Consider the following 13,505-nt stretch of genomic DNA (forward strand, 5'->3'; position numbering starts at 1 on the left):
GAGCGGTCGCAGCCGCGGGAATTCGATGCGGTCGCAGCCGCGGGAATTCGATGCGGTCGCAGCCGCGGGAATTCGAGCGGTCGCAGCCGCGGGAATTCGATGCGGCCGCAGCCGCGGGAATTCGATGCGGTCGCATCCCTGGGAATTCGATGCGGCCGCATCCGTGGGAATTCGATGCGGCTGCAGCCGCGTAGATCTAATAGATCCCCGGGGCAAGTTATTTCTGCTTGCCTTTACGACTTATATGATTTGCTGAAGCCTGGGCGGTCGGCATGATTGTCAGTTCGGCAATATCCACATGAGGCGGACGGGTCAGGCAAAATAATACTGCTTCCGCAACATCCTGGGCTATCAGAGGGTCAAAATCCTGATAAAAGTCCTTGGCTTTTTGTTCATCGTTCCAGCGGACCACACTAAACTCTGTTTCAACTGCGCCCGGTGCTAGCTCCGATACTCGTACAGATGTTCCTAAAAGATCCATCCGCATTGATTTAGTAATGGCACGGACGGCATGTTTACTGGCACAGTATACATTGCCGTTAGGATAACATTCCTGGCCAGCGATTGAACCGATATTCACGATATGGCCTGATCCTCTCTCAATCATTTGTGGAATGATGCAGCGGCTAACATACAGCAGACCTTTAATATTGGTATCAATCATTTGTTCCCATTTATCAATGTCGCCTGTTTGCATGGGATCGCTTCCTAAAGCTAACCCGGCATTATTGATTAGAATATCAATTGTTTTCCACTCGTCAGGTAAATGCAAAAGTTGCGCTTCAACATCTGATTTCTTGCTTACATCCAGGCCAAGGATTAATGACCGGCAGGAAAAATCATTTTCCAGGGATTCTGCAAGTGCTGCCAATCGATCTTTTCTGCGTGAAGCCAGGATTAGTTTTGCCCCTTGTTGGGCGAGTAAACGGGCACAGGCCTCACCTATGCCGCTTGAGGCGCCGGTTATTAAAGCTGTTTTATTTTTCATTCTACGCTAACCTGTATCATTATTGTTATCTGCATACTTATTTTGAAACAGCTATGCAGTTTCTACCATTTTGTTTTGCTTCATAAAGCGCTTTGTCCGCTTTGGTGAAGAGTAATTCGTAGTCATCATCAATTGCTGGAATCATATTGGCGACACCGATCGAGACTGTCAGCTGATTGGAAATCGGTGAATATTCATTTTTAATGCATAGATTATTGATTGCCTCTTTGATACGGATGGCAAACTTTTCGCTGTCATCAAGCGATGTGTTATACAAAATAATTACCATCTCATCTCCGCCATAACGGGCTGCCAAATCCGACTGACGCTTTACCTCCGCCTTGAGGGCTTTTGCTATCTCCTTCAGGCATTCATCACCATAAAGGTGGCCGTAAGTATCATTGCAGTCTTTGAAATAATCAATATCAATCACCATTAAGGTCAGGGGAAGCGAAGCACGTTTTGCACGGATCCAGTCAGCAATCAGACGCTCCTGAAAATACCGGCGGTTGGCCAGCTGCGTTAACTCATCCGTAATGGACACAATACTAAGCCGTTGATTAAATTGTTCCAGTTTGCTATTGAGCTCGCTCTCGTGGGCCAGGAGCTCAATATTTTTGCGCAACATTTTCTTATTAACGTTGAAAATGGTACTGAGATACCCGAGGAAAACAATAAGGACAATGCCGATTAAGCGTGCATCATCCTGAGGATCGGTTAAAAATCGATAAATAATAGGGAGAAAAGTTGGAATAACAAAGCTTGCATAAGCAAGTGCTGAAGCAGCCATGGAAATGGTGCTTCCAGTCGCTAGTCCAGCAAAGAACAGAAGTAAAATCATCTGCTGGGAAATCGATATATCATAATAGAGTGACCAGTAAAAATACCCGAGCATGGCACCTAAAATAAAGCCGGTAATGACCAGACTGTAGAAATAGAATTCTCTTTGGGCAGGATTTTTGGGCGCAACAATGGCTATAAACAAGCGAAGAATTAGAATACCGCATAGAACCCCCAGCCATAAACCTGTGTCATTGAGGGGGACGCCATGATAGCCTAGATAAATAACAATTAATAAAGCCAGAAACAGTGTAAACCAAATGGCCCTGGCGGTATTGACGAATAAATGCTCCATGAGTTTTTCTTTTACTTTTACGGTCATTGAATCCATGCAGCTGGCCTCTTCGCTTTAAATAGTATTCAAAGTATTTATTAAGTATAATCTAAAATTTGCATGAAAAATAAGTAAAAAATGCCTGACGACATGGAAACCGGTCACTCCAGCAGAGGCTTGGCAGCAGGAGCTGTCGCTACTGTTACGGCAATCGCGAGTTATGCAGCCCTGAAGAAAGGAAATATTCAAATTGCGTTTTTATGGTATAAAAACGTTGGCGGTTGTGGTCTGAATTTCTACCGCCTACAGGCAGATGGTCATCGCCATCGTTTTTTTGCCATTGATTACCATCGATTTAAAAATTCCCATACTGGAGAGGAAATGAATGCCCTCCACTACCATCGCGGCTCATCGGTCAGGGAGATAAAGCTACATCGTCCCTACGAGGGGGGATGGTAGGGCTATTATTCTGGTTTTTGTTAAATAACCTGTGCTCGCTGGATGCATACTTCAGCTCCGCTTGTGGTGTATTTACATAATTCAAAAACCCCTCCAGCGTTCGTTTTGCTGATGGATTTTTTTTACAATACGTTATCAGCTGATTTTTAAGCGCTGTGATTGTTAATCTAACATTGAGCTTCACAGGCGTTTCTCGAATATCAATCTCTAATCTTAGTGCCTGAATCAAAACTGCAATCTCCTGTTTTAGGGTGACTGCCGGCACTCTTATTGTTGCATCACAAGTAATTTGTCCATTAAACAGGCGCTGTACAGTCTCTTCATTTTTGCTGACCAATACCAGTTTAAGTGTTTCACCTTCGTCAAGCGGCATTTTTAGTTTATCGCGCATATAAGTGATGGGATTAAAGTTGCAGGCACTCATGTCTTCAAGATTGTCTACAATCAAAACCCCTTGCTTGTCCAAGGCTTTGTAAAAGCAATCATCGATGTATTTTTCTTGATCCTTGGGTGATAAATTAACCAGTGCCGCTGCTTTTATATAAACGGTTCTATCAGAATACTTAGGGAATAAGTTTAAAGAGCAGCTCGTGGTTCCTGTTCCTGATTTACCTGTGACATGAACAAGCAGGGGGCTTGAATAAGGAAAAGTGCTTTCTATCTCGAGAAGTTGGGACAGGTTTTTCTGCATTCTGTCATTCCAGCAGCAGAAAATACGTGATTGCAATAACTCCTGTTCGGTTTTTTTTCGTCTATTTTTTTTAAGTGCTTCTTCAAGGCAAATTAAAAATTGTTCATCAGTCAGCGGTGCAATATGGCTGGTCTCTTCAATTTTCAACACTCCCTTATCAAAACTAACGAGTTGGGTAATGCCGAATCGCTTCATGGTGCTGTCAACAAACGCTTTAATGCCTGCACCGCTTAACCCTTCGGATTTTATTGCAAGCGCTTCTATATCAAGGGACGGAGCTACTTTATTTTTCTTCTGAAGCCTGCCTAAATACAAGCCTAAAATGGCCAGGCGATCTTCGTATTTTGGCAGGCCAATATTGATATGTACATCAAGGCGTCCCGGACGGATTAATGCGTCATCCAATCGATCAAAATAATTGGTTAAACCAATAACCATTAAATTGTCTATTGCTTTAACACCATCCAGATAAGTCAGTAGCGTTGTGGTTAAATCGGCTTTTATTTGCCTATTGAGGTCTTCGCCAGGACTATCACGAGAACATACCAGTGCCTCTATCTCATCAATAATAACCACATAGGTGGCATTGGGATTCTTATGGGCTTCTTCAAGAATACCCCGCAGGTTCTCAGTTGATTGGCCTACATATTTAGAGATTAGCTCCGGACCATTGATGACTTTTACATTCTCTTCGCCAATAAAATCCCTGGCAATCGTGCGGGCAATTAATGTTTTACCAGTGCCTGGAGGGCCATACAATATCCCGCCACGGGGTAATCGCAGCTCCGTTTCTTCCAGTTGTGCTGGAGAAAGTGAGCGGGGAATAAATAATTGCTCGACAATGGTTTGCGTTTCTTTTGTATATCCTGCGACTCCATGCTTGTCCCAGGTCAATGTTATTTTTTCCCTGATTTTTATATATTCAGGGATTGGGGCTGGTTCCTGAACTGGTTGAACTTCTTCTTGAACTGCAAAGGATAATGGTGGCAAATTAATTGGAGCCGTGGTTGATTCTGTTCTTCCGCCAGGTAGAAACTGAGACTGATGTTTCTCTACCTTGTAGACGGGAAACCATGGGGGCGGTGTCATCTTTAAATGTTGAAACAGCAGGGCAATTTTAATTAATTCATTTTTGTTTCCGGCCACTTCTGAATCAAACAATATCTCCTCATCAATAGAAAGTTTTTGATAATAGTCATTAATAATCCGCTCACTGATCTCATTTACCGAATACCCTTTTACACAGGCTAAGCTATATGCCTTAAGATGTGCGTCCAATTTCTCAGTGGAGAGATTAATTCGACGGTTTCGAGAATACTGATATTCTGCCAAAAGGTTTAAGCATTCATAACATTCTTCAAATCGCTCCAGTTGAAGGAAAATTTCAGCTTTAAGATTTATTGCATGGGTATAAACTCTCGAGACAGCCCCTGAAGGATTTTTGATATTGCAAAGGACAGCATCAATTACTGTTAGAGTATCCTCAGCTGAAAATGCCTTTCTATAATCATCAAGATAGCAGCTCATTTTAAATTTATGTTGTATGTGAGTGCTCAATGATAATTTGACTAATAATTCAGAGAGAGTTGTTTTATATTTCTCTTTGTTCCCCTTCCATTCATAGCATGCCAAAAGGCGAGTGAGTACATGAATGTATCGTAATCCTGCAGTGTGGGAGGCTGGGTTCAAGGACTGGTAAACTATTGTAAGTTCCTCAATTGCTTCATCAATCTGCTTGTTCTTGTAATAGAGTTCTGCAAGATCGAGCCGATTTTCAAGCAATTGTTTCTTGATTCCGCCTACATCCACTGGTCCTGAAAGAAAGGAAAATACTGACTGGGACTTTTTTAACTGGTCTTCAAGATCTTTTATGCCTTGTTTTATTTTTTCAATTTTTTCACGCATAGGAACACACCTCCCTGTGACGGTTTTAGCTGTTGGGTACGTTGCTCTTATCTCAGTTTAATGAGGAGAAATATTTGATGCCGTATTCCTGAATTCCTCCAGCTTACGTGCAGCCCAATCGGGAAACACAAGCGCTGCCGGCTGTTGGGATTTAAACAATCCATGAGCCTCAATCAGTGAACCGATTCCACGAACAGTAAGAGATAATAGATAAATAGAGAACAAACCCAGAATGAAGAGACGGGCAAGCTCGTTTTGAGTGAAGTCTTGTTTTGGCGAAACGGATTTTTTATTTTCATGCAAACTATCAAGTGCAATAACACTGATGCAAGTTGTTATCATAAATTGAAAAGCTTCTACAGGGGATTGCAAAGTGTTTCTCACTGATTGCTCAAATACTCTGAGACTTCCCTTTAACTGATACACAGGTGAGTTAGGATACGCGTAACAAGCTTCCAGCCAAAGCAAATCCTCAGGTGTTAGCCAGTCATCCACATTCGCTTCCCAACGGCTACTTAATTCAAGTAGGCCGAACCTGTCGTGCCTATTCTTATTGTATTGCCTTTTGCTGTGTTCAATATAAATTCTTATCATTTTCTCTTTGATGGGAGAGGCGCTTTCCTTGATACTTTTTAGCAAATCACTGAGTACCCATGGTGTTAAATAATCGGATAATGATTTCTCGAAAATTTTTTCAATCACTGCATTTCTTTTTTCAGAATCCGGAAGATATTTTAACATCCCTGCATCTTGCATCAGGTTAATAATGGTAAATACACAAATGTCCTTGTTTAATTGCATTGTCAGCTCGAGATGATCATCCAGTTTTTTACACAAGTCAGTTCTCACCGTCTCGTCTTTTGAATGTTTTTTAAGAGCGGCCAGAATAAAAGTAAGTGTATATATGGCTAGGACTTCGTCTTCACTGCCATCGTGCTTTGAAGTTCTAATGCTTTCAGGTAAACCCCAAAAACTTTCTGGTGGTTGTGTTCTTCCTTTGTTCGCCCTGCTTATAGCGATACTGACAATTTCTTCAACTTGAGTAACATTCATTCGATACACCTCCATGATTTGGATTGCTATTTGGACAGTGTATTATATAAAAATACAAATTGATTTGCTATTTTTTATGTAATCCGGGCTGTAAACCCAGATTACATTCCAACTACAATACTTGGGAGAGATGAGCGCTTTCTTCAGGCGAATTCTCTGTAACAGGATGATTATTAATAAACCAGGAACCAGCGGTTGAGGCAGATTCTTCTGTCTTGGTTTGCAGTTCCTCTCCCGCATCTTTCAGGGCATCTGCAATAAAGTTCTGCATGTCTTTATTTAAAACCGCTTCGCGCAGTAAATGAGATCCAAATAAATCATTTGCTGATTCTGGTTCTTTTTGGCGCGGATAATAATTTACCTGAAACGAAGGGTGCTGCAATTTATCCTTATGTTTCTTATTCAGATTTTTACGGATATTTAATGTAATATTGGCCATCCCATGATTAAAATCAGCGGTTATGCATTTATTTAACAGGTTGGTGACGGCAATCACTGTATTAGGATAATTCCTGGCATTTGCGCTGTCTTGAAGTAACTTCACGCTCTCGGCATCAAGCGTATCTGTCTTTAACGCAAAATAAATAATTGAAATGAGTGACTCCTTGGTGCTCTTTTTCGCTTCGTTTGCAAAATATTTCTCCACGAGTGATATTTGTGATCCTAACTTATATTGGAACAAAGCATAGATAGCCCTGCATCTTACTTCAGGATCAAAGGCCGGCGACCGGCAAATATGAGCGACCAGGAGGGAGTAACGCAAATTATCCTCTTCTTCAATTTTCTTGACTGCAAATTCAAGCAGATATAATTGTTCGAGGAGCGACTGTGAATGGTCATATTCATTGGCTGAATTGGATAAAAAGTCTTCTGTAAAAAAATCCTCAATTTGAGGCAAAAGTAAATCCATGTAATGGCAAGACTCATAAATAAACTCGCCTGAATAAGCCTTGTGATAATGTAATCTATTTTCTTCATTTATCCCTAAATTGATTTGCGGTAAGTGTTTGGCTATAAACTCCGTCGTGAAGCCTGCTGAAGCGATGCTGGACGCTATTTTTTCTTTTATGGTTTTTCCAAGTGCTAGTAGAGTTTCCCGTTTTCTAATCACTTTCTGGTTTCCGAAGCTGAACTGGGCGGTCATCTTTGCATGGCTGCTGGACAAATGATCAGCTGCTGATCGGTTACACTGTAAAAAAAATAAGGCTTGTAAGATCATAGCAGCCTGGTACCGCAAATCCAGATCGTTATGTCCAAGGAATTCTTTCAAAGCAGGATAGAAACTGGTTTCTTCAATTGGCGTCCGGAAATTAATTTGCGCATTCGCTTCAATGCTTAATTGAAGATATAAATGGCATTGCCTGAGATTCTTAATGATAGAGGTAGGGGAGAAGGAAAGGCTTATGAAATGAAACATTTTTGAGAAAATATTTTCAAATTGAGCTGAAAATAGACTGCCTATTTCCGGATGATGGCTATACTTTTTCTTAATTGCATTGATACCTTCCCATAATTCATTATGGATAAGTAGTTGTTTGGAAATAGCGCCTAATAAAATCTCAACAAGCCGTTTTCTGAAAAAGTTATCTGTAATATCCATTAATACGATCAGGTCGCGAACGCGGGCTGATATATCCCCACAAATTTGATAAAAATAATTGCAGTTAAACTCGAGTAATGATCTAATTCCTTCTAATAAAACAGGTTGGGATGAATGATGGAAGCTATTGATATTTTACATACTCATTTGATGGAAGAGTGCCCTTTTATCCATGGTAAACGTTTACAGGCGGTTATGGATGTGGCTTGCTCTCTTCAGAAGAAGCAAAACCTATCTCTAACAGCGATAGGAAAAGGATTATCTGGCGACATTTCATTAAAGCATAAAATTAAAAAAGTGGATCGCCTTGAGGGGAACAAGCACCTTTATGAAGAAATCGGCGCAATTTATACAGGTCTTTCCAGCTTTCTATTTCAATACCTTGCTTTTCAAGAAGATGTTCCTGTGTTAATCGATCTTTGTTATTTAAAAGATGATCATGATATTCAAATGTTAAGTGCAGAAATTGCGCTTAAAGGCAGAAGCATTCCCCTGTATCGAGAAGTGTTTCGCTCCGGGGGATTATCTGGACGAGCGCACTCTTTTTTACAGGGATTAATGCCCTGTATTCCAAAGAACAAAACCGTCATTTTTATTATGGACGCAGGATTTGGTGAAGACTGGCTTAAAGCAATAGAGTCATTGGGCTGGTTCTGGTTAACTCGGATTAGACAAGGAAAAATGCTAAAACTTGGCGCTGATGAAGAATGGACTACAGTAAAAGACTTCGTCCCCCAAATATCGGAGAAAACGAAAAGTTACAATCAAGCCTTTATCATGAAAGACCATAATCGTGCATGTCGCGTTATCACCACACAACGTAGTCCTGGGGAAAAAAGAAATCTGAGTCGAGTTCCAAGGAATGATAAAGCCGGCTCTAATCATTACCGACGTTTGGCACGAGAGCCATGGATATTGGCAACGAATTTACCTAAAGAGACTTTTAACGCCACCAAAGTAGTGAACTATTATTCTAAAAGAATGCAAATAGAACAATCATTTCGTGACGTTAAAAGCCATCAATTTGGTTTGTCAGCTCGCTATGCAAGCACTAAAAGCATTTATCGCTGGGGTGTCAAAATGTTATTGGCTGCTATTGTTCAGCTGATGTTTTGGATAATAGGCGTGATTGCCCATAGCCAAAATTATCAAAGGGTTTTTCAGGCTAATACCGTCAGGGATAAAAAGGTATTCTCTTACTTCTATTTAGGACAATTGATGGTTGAATTTGACAAGATACATGAGCTCGTTATTGACCATGAAAACTTACCAAATCTTATTGAACAGGAGTTGGCTAGAAAATGGTAATTTTGTGGGGATCAGTCAGAACGCGGGAAGCATCCATAGATGTAGAGGAGGATGAAGCAAATCTGTCCAACATAACGGATGCAAGATGCGACAGAATTCGGCGTTCCATTGCAGAAGATGGTTTATGTAAGCGTTCAACTAATTCCTTAACCGTTTTTGGCGGTTCAAAAGCATTTTTCATTATTAATTCCTTTTTTAGTGATTTTCAGCCAAACGTTATAGATAGTAAAGGAAATATACTTTTTGTGCTATTACCTTCATTGGGGACTCCATAGGTATCTACATAAATGTTTTTCCACTTCGAATCCCCGCGATATCCCCCGAATCCCCGCGGTATCCCCCGAATCCCCGCGGTATCCCCCGAATCCCCGCGGTATCCCCGCGGTATCCCCGAATCCCCGCGGCACCGACCGCGGGGCCCATGCCTGTTGAAGTAGCATGCTCCTCAGACAAGTTTCAATGTTGCCAAAAAATAAGATTTAACAGGTAGTCATGAACAAGTGTGCTTAACATTAAATTGGCTTCGTGTGGGCCCCGCGGTCGCAGCCGCGGGGATTCGGATGGTCGCAGCCGTGGGAATTCGGACGTGAACATTTGTGTAGATACCTATACGCTCACCAACCACCATAGTCCCCACCACCACACCCCCGCCAATAGCAGATAAGTGCCAAACTGCAAACACAGTGCCACTAAAAACCAGATTGGATGCATTTCCTGCACCAGTTTAATGAGCTGCTTTAGTTCAGTAAAGTAGAGAAAACCAGAGCAAGAATAATGAAGAATAATAAAAAAATAATCCATTTTCGCATAAAAAGTCCGTTTATTCGTTAAAACCGTCTCTCCTTAGTATAGAGAACTGTGTGTAACTCTAATTTTATAGCAAATTTAACCTCGAACTGGATAAATTTTAAACCTATTCTATATTATAAATAGCTACTTAAAGGGAGTTAGCAAATGAACAAAAGATACAGAGATGCACAAACTGGTCAATATGTTTCTGAGGCTTATGCCAAAAAACATCCTAAAACGACTGTAGGGGAATCTGTTAAATCGGGGAAACCGGGTAAACCTTCAAGAAAAAAATAAGAATTGAAAGATGCCTGACAGATGTCAGGCATCTGCTGTCTAGTAATTGTCTTCGTAGTCTTTTCTGAATTTTTTAATTGCATCTTCAGCCTGTTCTTTGGTATAGCCATAGTGTTTTTGCAGTTTTCCAAATAATTCCTGCTGATTACCCTCAATAACATCCAGGTCATCGTCAGTTAGTTTACCCCAGGCTTGTTTCATCTTGCCTTTTACTTCTTCCCATTTTCCTTCAAAAATATCTTTATTCATGGTTCTCTCCCTGATATGAATAACTATTTAACTATTGTAACAAGTAAAGACTAGACATAAAAGGAGCAAATTGCAAACTGGGGATGTTCACAAATCCAGCTCTTTGCATACCAGAGACTCAATGGATTCATCGGCTGCTTCGCCAGAAAGAGAGGTTTTCATCTCATTCAATTGCTTAAGCATTCGCCTGACAAATGCCTGGTCGCCAAGTAAATTTTCAATCATTTTTCCAAGCTCAAACGCATTGAAATCATATTGCAATAGTTCTGGGGCGACCATTTTATTGGATAGCAGATTACAAAGGCCAAAGTATTTAACTCGGATGACTTTCATAGCAACAATGTAAGATAACAGATTGCCTTTATAAACAATGCACATAGGCTTCTCGAGCAGTGCGGTTTCAAGGGAAGCAGTACCTGAGGCGACTATTGTACAATCACTGGAAGCAGCGGCCTCGAGCGAGTTGCCCTGTAAAAAGCTGATATTGGGGATCTCCGTTTTGACATAATGCCTGAGCAATTCTGGTTTTAATGTTTTGGCTATCGGGATAACAAAATGTAAATCATTTCTTGTTGCATTTAATTGCAGGATGGTTTTTACAAAAACCGGCATATGATGATGGATTTCGTTTTGCCTGCTTCCGGGTAACAGGGCAACCAGTTTACGATCCAGAGGTAAACCCAGCGTTTTTCGTACTGAGGCAAGATCATCAAATTGGGGAATTTTCTTAACCAGTGGATGACCGACAAAAGAGACAGGAACCTTTGCCTGCTGGTAGACTGCTTTCTCGAAAGGCAGGATGACAGCCATTTTATCCACGCAGGATTTAATAGTATTGATACGCTGTGGTTTCCAGGCCCAGATCTGGGGACTGATATAATAAATAATTCGAATGTTAAGCTTATTTTTTGCGAATTTGGCTAGCCTTAAGTTGAAGCCGGGATAGTCAACCAGTATTAATAGATCTGGCTTGGTATCTTCAAGGTGTGCCTGAATGGTCTTGAATGCTTTTCTGATGACGCGTAAGTGTTTTATAACTTCAGTTAGTCCGGTTACTGCATAACGGGCCAGATCGCTGACCAGATGGACGCCGGCTTCCTGCATGTGTCGACCACCGATACCACTGAATTGTAATGAGCCGTCATGTTTTAATAGATGACGAACCAGTTCTGCGGCATGCGCATCGCCGGATTCCTCTCCGGCGATGATTGCAATTTTTTTAAATGTAGGCATGGCGACTAACCAGATTACTTTGAATCAGACTGGTAATCGTCGCTGCTGTCGATAAGGCATCTCGCCCTTCCTGGCCGCTAACCAGCGGTTTGCTGTCGCTGAGGATACAGGAAATGAATGCTCTGATTTCTTCGAGCAGGGCATCGCTTTTTTCAAAAACGGATTCATGCCGGGTTATATCCGGGATGCCGGGAAACATTTCGCCATCGCCTTTTTTGAACAAGGCAAATTGTTTATTGTGATAGTCAATGGATAAATAGGAGTCGCGTTGAAAAATTCTGGTTTTGCGCTCCGTTTTGAAGCTAATACGGCTGGCGGTGACATTGGCAACACATTGATTGGCAAAAGTGATGCGGGCATTGGCGATATCAATTGATCGGGACAGTACCGGTGCGCCCTGGGCGTCAATATGAATAATCGGGCTGCTGACAATAGACTGAATGATGTCTATATCGTGAATCATCAAATCAAGGATAACATTGACATCGGTTCCACGTGGATTGAAAGGCGCAAGACGCTGGGATTCAATAAACAAAGGATGCTCAAGGTATTCGTCCAGGGCCAGGCGGGCAGAATTGAAGCGCTCGAGATGGCCTACCTGCAATTTGACCCGATGATGGGCGGCCAGACTGATCAATTCATCAGCCTGTTCAACCGTTTCGGTGATTGGCTTTTCAATCAAGACGTGAATACCTTGCTGTATAAAATCTTTGGCGATATCAAAATGCTGATTGGTTGTGGCAGCAATACTGACAGCATCGACCTTTCCAAATAACTCCTGATAATTGTGGCAGGCCTGAACGTCCAGTTCATTGGCAACCGATTCGCAAACAGATGGATTGGCATCACAGACAGCAAGCAATTCGACATTAGGCAGCAGCTTATATTTTTGGGCGTGGAAGCGGCCTAAATAACCAACACCAATAACAGCACATTTTAAAACTCGCATACAACATCAAAACTGGTAATAAATTTACAGCTATGATCGCATTTCCTGGATGATAAATCAATTTTAAAAGGGTATTATCTGCCTCCTGGTCAATAATAAGAATATGATGATTATGTATATCGCCGGTGTAGATGAGGTAGGGCGCGGTCCATTGGCAGGTCCGGTTGTGACGGCTGCTGTTATCCTCAGGCATCCCATTGAGGGGATCACTGACTCGAAAAAGCTGACTCCTGCAAAGCGCGAGGATTTGGCAAAGAAAATTCAGGAACATGCCATTTGTTTCGCTTATGGCCGTGCAGAGGTTAGTGAAATTGACCGTATTAATATTCATCATGCGACTTTACTGGCAATGAAGAGGGCTGTTGAAGCATTGAAGGTTCTGCCGGATAAAGTATTAATCGATGGCAGGCACCGCCCCTTAATTTCCATACCGTGTGAAACAGTCGTCAAGGGCGATCTGTTGATTTATGAAATTGGGGCAGCCTCTATTTTAGCGAAGGTTGCCCGCGATCGGGAAATGGTTGAGTTAGATAGCCTATACCCCGGCTATGGTTTTGCAGTTCATAAAGGCTATGCAACAGAGATGCATCGTAATGCGCTGGAAAAAATGGGCCCCTGTCCTATCCATAGGCGTTCCTATGCACCGGTTGAGGCTGCAGATATAAGTTAAACGCTAAATATCGAAACCCGACTATACCTCCGAATCCCCGCGGTATCCCCCGAATCCCCGCGGTATACCCCCCCCGAATCCCCGCGGCAGCGACCGCGGGGCCCATGCCTGTTAAAGTAAGCATGATCCTCAGATAAGTTTTAATGTTGCAAAAAAATAGGGTTTAACAGGTCGTCATAAACAAGTGTTCTTAGCATTAA

14 protein-coding genes are annotated in these 13,505 nt (G+C 41.9%); 4 read left to right on the forward strand and 10 right to left on the reverse strand.

The genetic code is table 11. From position 1 onward, the window contains the following. Positions 1-217: 217 nt before the first annotated feature. Positions 218-988, reverse strand: coding sequence for an SDR family oxidoreductase (locus DYH42_RS06720; protein ID WP_058524071.1), 771 nt, complete (start codon positions 986-988; stop codon positions 218-220). 37 nt (positions 989-1,025) lie between these two features. After that, positions 1,026-2,150, reverse strand: coding sequence for a GGDEF domain-containing protein (locus tag DYH42_RS06725; RefSeq protein WP_058524072.1), 1,125 nt, complete (start codon positions 2,148-2,150; stop codon positions 1,026-1,028). Positions 2,151-2,240: 90 nt separating this feature from the next. Here DYH42_RS06725 and DYH42_RS06730 point away from each other — a divergent pair, with 90 nt between their 5' ends. Beyond that, positions 2,241-2,561: a hypothetical protein gene (locus DYH42_RS06730; protein WP_083503148.1), complete on the forward strand. Its 321-nt coding sequence runs from the start codon at positions 2,241-2,243 to the stop codon at positions 2,559-2,561. On the opposite strand, the gene DYH42_RS06735 is transcribed toward DYH42_RS06730, so the two are convergent. The 3 genes from DYH42_RS06735 to DYH42_RS06745 all read right to left on the reverse strand — a co-directional run bounded on the left by DYH42_RS06735 (position 2,518) and on the right by DYH42_RS06745 (position 7,810). Continuing rightward, positions 2,518-5,157, reverse strand: a complete 2,640-nt coding sequence (locus DYH42_RS06735) for an ATP-binding protein (protein ID WP_058524073.1) — start codon at positions 5,155-5,157, stop codon at positions 2,518-2,520. The two genes, DYH42_RS06730 and DYH42_RS06735, sit on opposite strands and share 44 nt — an antisense overlap. Before the next feature lie 57 nt (positions 5,158-5,214). Beyond that, positions 5,215-6,210: a hypothetical protein gene (locus DYH42_RS06740; protein ID WP_058524074.1), complete on the reverse strand. Its 996-nt coding sequence runs from the start codon at positions 6,208-6,210 to the stop codon at positions 5,215-5,217. Positions 6,211-6,322: 112 nt separating this feature from the next. Next, the gene (locus tag DYH42_RS06745; protein WP_058524075.1) at positions 6,323-7,810 is read right to left on the reverse strand and encodes a hypothetical protein; all 1,488 of its coding nucleotides are present in this window, start codon (positions 7,808-7,810) and stop codon (positions 6,323-6,325) included. Between the two features lie 114 nt (positions 7,811-7,924). Between DYH42_RS06745 and DYH42_RS06750 the strand changes: the two genes are divergently transcribed. After that, entirely contained in the window at positions 7,925-9,118 is a 1,194-nt protein-coding gene (locus tag DYH42_RS06750) for an IS4 family transposase (RefSeq protein WP_115316979.1), read from the forward strand. On the opposite strand, the gene DYH42_RS06755 is transcribed toward DYH42_RS06750, so the two are convergent. Both DYH42_RS06755 and DYH42_RS16450 read right to left on the reverse strand, forming a co-directional pair. Beyond that, on the reverse strand, positions 9,105-9,299 hold the full coding sequence (locus DYH42_RS06755; protein WP_058524077.1) for a hypothetical protein: 195 nt from the start codon (positions 9,297-9,299) through the stop codon (positions 9,105-9,107). The genes DYH42_RS06750 and DYH42_RS06755 overlap by 14 nt on opposite strands. Positions 9,300-9,724: 425 nt before the next feature. Then, a complete protein-coding gene (locus DYH42_RS16450; protein WP_131793021.1) occupies positions 9,725-9,919 on the reverse strand; it encodes a hypothetical protein in 195 nt (64 codons plus the stop codon). Between the two features lie 153 nt (positions 9,920-10,072). On the opposite strand from DYH42_RS16450, the gene DYH42_RS06760 reads away from it, so the two are divergent. Beyond that, positions 10,073-10,204 (forward strand): hypothetical protein, encoded by a 132-nt coding sequence (locus DYH42_RS06760; protein ID WP_058524078.1) that lies wholly within the window; start codon positions 10,073-10,075, stop codon positions 10,202-10,204. A gap of 39 nt (positions 10,205-10,243) precedes the next feature. Here DYH42_RS06760 and DYH42_RS06765 read toward each other — a convergent pair whose 3' ends face one another. The 3 genes from DYH42_RS06765 to DYH42_RS06775 all read right to left on the reverse strand — a co-directional run bounded on the left by DYH42_RS06765 (position 10,244) and on the right by DYH42_RS06775 (position 12,635). After that, the gene (locus tag DYH42_RS06765) at positions 10,244-10,453 is read right to left on the reverse strand and encodes a CsbD family protein (RefSeq protein ID WP_058524079.1); all 210 of its coding nucleotides are present in this window, start codon (positions 10,451-10,453) and stop codon (positions 10,244-10,246) included. Positions 10,454-10,540: 87 nt separating this feature from the next. After that, entirely contained in the window at positions 10,541-11,686 is a 1,146-nt protein-coding gene (gene lpxB / locus DYH42_RS06770; protein ID WP_058524080.1) for a lipid-A-disaccharide synthase, read from the reverse strand. Next, positions 11,673-12,635 (reverse strand): Gfo/Idh/MocA family protein, encoded by a 963-nt coding sequence (locus tag DYH42_RS06775; protein WP_058524081.1) that lies wholly within the window; start codon positions 12,633-12,635, stop codon positions 11,673-11,675. Before DYH42_RS06775 ends, lpxB begins: the two co-directional genes overlap by 14 nt. Positions 12,636-12,747: 112 nt before the next feature. Between DYH42_RS06775 and rnhB the strand changes: the two genes are divergently transcribed. Then, positions 12,748-13,305, forward strand: a complete 558-nt coding sequence (gene rnhB, locus DYH42_RS06780; RefSeq protein WP_058524190.1) for a ribonuclease HII — start codon at positions 12,748-12,750, stop codon at positions 13,303-13,305. The last annotated feature ends 200 nt before the right edge of the window (positions 13,306-13,505 follow it).

It is taken from the genome of Legionella birminghamensis (assembly GCF_900452515.1).
Lineage (GTDB): Bacteria > Pseudomonadota > Gammaproteobacteria > Legionellales > Legionellaceae > Legionella_C > Legionella_C birminghamensis.

What these genes read in the sequence shown, in the direction of transcription:
- DYH42_RS06760 (WP_058524078.1), top strand. Translation starts at nt 10,073, where the DNA reads ATGAACAAAAGATACAGAGATGCACAAACTGGTCAATATGTTTCTGAG.
- DYH42_RS06725 (WP_058524072.1), bottom strand. Translation starts at nt 2,150, where the DNA reads ATGACCGTAAAAGTAAAAGAAAAACTCATGGAGCATTTATTCGTCAAT.
- DYH42_RS16450 (WP_131793021.1), bottom strand. Translation starts at nt 9,919, where the DNA reads ATGGATTATTTTTTTATTATTCTTCATTATTCTTGCTCTGGTTTTCTC.
- DYH42_RS06755 (WP_058524077.1), bottom strand. Translation starts at nt 9,299, where the DNA reads ATGAAAAATGCTTTTGAACCGCCAAAAACGGTTAAGGAATTAGTTGAA.
- lpxB (WP_058524080.1), bottom strand. Translation starts at nt 11,686, where the DNA reads ATGCCTACATTTAAAAAAATTGCAATCATCGCCGGAGAGGAATCCGGC.
- DYH42_RS06740 (WP_058524074.1), bottom strand. Translation starts at nt 6,210, where the DNA reads ATGAATGTTACTCAAGTTGAAGAAATTGTCAGTATCGCTATAAGCAGG.
- DYH42_RS06765 (WP_058524079.1), bottom strand. Translation starts at nt 10,453, where the DNA reads ATGAATAAAGATATTTTTGAAGGAAAATGGGAAGAAGTAAAAGGCAAG.
- DYH42_RS06735 (WP_058524073.1), bottom strand. Translation starts at nt 5,157, where the DNA reads ATGCGTGAAAAAATTGAAAAAATAAAACAAGGCATAAAAGATCTTGAA.
- DYH42_RS06750 (WP_115316979.1), top strand. Translation starts at nt 7,925, where the DNA reads ATGATGGAAGCTATTGATATTTTACATACTCATTTGATGGAAGAGTGC.
- DYH42_RS06720 (WP_058524071.1), bottom strand. Translation starts at nt 988, where the DNA reads ATGAAAAATAAAACAGCTTTAATAACCGGCGCCTCAAGCGGCATAGGT.
- DYH42_RS06745 (WP_058524075.1), bottom strand. Translation starts at nt 7,810, where the DNA reads ATGGATATTACAGATAACTTTTTCAGAAAACGGCTTGTTGAGATTTTA.
- rnhB (WP_058524190.1), top strand. Translation starts at nt 12,748, where the DNA reads ATGTATATCGCCGGTGTAGATGAGGTAGGGCGCGGTCCATTGGCAGGT.
- DYH42_RS06775 (WP_058524081.1), bottom strand. Translation starts at nt 12,635, where the DNA reads ATGCGAGTTTTAAAATGTGCTGTTATTGGTGTTGGTTATTTAGGCCGC.
- DYH42_RS06730 (WP_083503148.1), top strand. Translation starts at nt 2,241, where the DNA reads ATGCCTGACGACATGGAAACCGGTCACTCCAGCAGAGGCTTGGCAGCA.